The following is a 2,560-nucleotide window of genomic DNA, read 5'->3' on the forward strand; positions in this document are numbered from 1 at the left end:
TAACATTTTGGGGTCTTATATTTTTCACTCCTTTCAAGTCAGTTATATCATACCTCATCTTTTCGATAAATGCTATAGCGATGTCAATAGCCAACAGTAGTAAATAGAATCGAAAATTTTTAATTTTCCTCTTCTCGGAAACCCATTTTTTAAGTTGAGTTTAAGTGGGCTTACGGTGAAGATTTAACAAAAAATCCTACCAACAACCGTACTGAGAACCCTCGCCTTACCTGAATCACTACCTTTTTTTCAGCAAGGCGTCAATAATTGGCGATCGAAATCTCCAAGTTGTGGCATAGCCCCTTCTTAAACAAAAAGACTTAACTAGCGCAGTCAAAGCCCGAAAACGCCTGCGTAGAAGTTGCGGTGATTTGTCCTCCTAGCCACGCACGATCGCCCGCAGCAGTCCTCGTCCAAATTTTTCCTAAAAGCTCAAAACAATACGTAAGTAATAAATTATTTGTATACAAATAATTTATTAAAAATTTATATTTTGGTGTTTATGGAATTTTCTCAGGCTGGGTAGGATAAAACAAATAACTAAATCAGGGAATAATGAAAATGATCTGCCATCTGCCGAATTTGTCAGCCGTAAAAATACCTAAATCTACGAATCTTGCCACTAAAAAAAACTTTTTTTGGAAAAAAGCAAGCTCTACAGCAGGGCATGAAGCGAAAAAATCTCTAGTGATTGTTGACTCCCGAGTAGAAAACTACCAGCAATTGATCGGTGGTATAAAAGCAGGAACGGAAGTATTTGTACTCAATCCAACCAGGGAGGCGATCGAGCAAATCACTGAAATTTTGAGTCAGCGCAGCAACATCAACAGCCTGCACATAGTTTCTCACGGCCGAGAAGCAGCCGTAGAAATCGGCAGGGCAGAACTTAATATTGATAACCTTGAAACCTACAGCAGCCAATTGCAGCAGTGGGGAAAAGCCCTTAACGAATCCGGCAGCATTCTGCTTTACGGCTGTAACATAGCCGCCGGCGAATTCGGCATTAAATTCATACAAAAACTCAGCCAAATAACAGGAGTAAATGTTGCGGCTTCCAATAATTTAACAGGGAGTGCAGCACTAGGCGGCGACTGGGAATTAGAAATTGCGACAGGACAAATAAATACTGAAATAGCCTTTGAAAAAGAAGTCCTAGAAGGCTACACATCAATCCTGGCTACCTTAGCGGCTGAAGAATTTAAAAATTCAACAGTAATCGGGCCTTGGATATATGGAGTTGGCAACGCCTCTACAGATCCCCCAGGCTTAACCGCAGGTAGTACACAAAACCCCAGTGGCGTTATTCCCGCTTTAGGGACTGGCGATACACCCGGAACAGGTACTTTGAGATTAACATCAAATAAGTTTCAACAATCAGCTTTTGTAATCTACAACAACCCCATCTCAGCCACTGAGGGTTTGAGAGTTACCTTTGATTTCTTTGCCTATAACAGAGGTACTGTCCTTTTTCCACAACGACCACCAGGGGATAATACCCCCCTTGGTGCCGATGGCATTAGTTTTTTCCTCATTGACGGAACAGCTACGCCAACAAAAGCGGGAGGCTATGGTGGCTCTCTCGGCTATGCTCAAAATACTATTTCAAATTCACCGGGTATTGTAGGAGGTTATTTAGGTGTCGGATTAGACGAGTTTGGCAATTATTCTAGCACTATTGCTGGAAAACAGGGTGGGACGGCGCCGCTACCTGATGCAGTAGGACTTAGAGGCAGGGAAAGCACAATCCCAACCGAAAATTATAAATTTTTAGGTTCTAGTCTTTTAACTAACACTTTGACCGGGGTTTCCATTGGCATAGACAATAAAGATACAAGCATTCGTGCAGAGGCTAAAAGAACCGTTCAAATTACATTATTCCCGACGACTAACCGTCTGACAGTTGCCTTAGACTTGGACGCTAATGGCACATTTGATGCGGGCGAAACACTGATCGACATACCAAATTTGGCAACCACCGTAAACGGAGCAGTTCCACGTACTTTTAAATTTGGCTTTGCTGCTTCGACAGGGGGCAACACAAACATTCACGAAGTTAACAATGTCATCGTCCAAAGTATAAATGAACCTACACTCGTAGCCGACGTTTCCATTATTAAAAAAGGCCCGCTGTTCGCCACACCCAACAGCACCATTACCTATACAATTACCTCCACAAATAACGGGCCAAACATCGCCGAAAGCGTACTGATTCAAGATCCCCTCCCAGAGGGCTTAAGTTTCGTCGGCGCCTCCGACCTCGCCACATACAATCCCACAACGAGGACGGTCATCTGGCCGGCGATTCCGACTCTGGCTAAGGATGCTAGCGTCACCCGCACCATCACCGCCACAGTTCCCGCAAACGTCGGCGCTGCCTTAACTAACACTGCCTATAGCACCTCCAGCACTTTCGACCAAAATTTAGCTAACAACAATAGTTCCCAACCCATCTCTCAAGTCTCAACTACAATTGTTGCTGCTCTTGCCGACGTTGTTACCACCAAAACCGGGACTACGACAGCAGCACCGGGTGAAATAGTTACTTACACAATTTCCACAG

1 protein-coding gene is annotated in these 2,560 nt (G+C 43.9%); it reads left to right on the forward strand.

Annotation, left to right across the window (positions count from 1 at the left end; genetic code table 11):
• Positions 1 to 555 precede the first annotated feature (555 nt).
• Positions 556 to 2,560 (forward strand): DUF4347 domain-containing protein (locus QUA40_RS13100; RefSeq protein ID WP_333126197.1); only part of this gene is annotated, 2,005 nt, incomplete at its 3' end.

The sequence above is a fragment of the Microcoleus sp. Pol11C3 genome, assembly GCF_036701485.1.
Taxonomy (GTDB): domain Bacteria; phylum Cyanobacteriota; class Cyanobacteriia; order Cyanobacteriales; family Microcoleaceae; genus Microcoleus.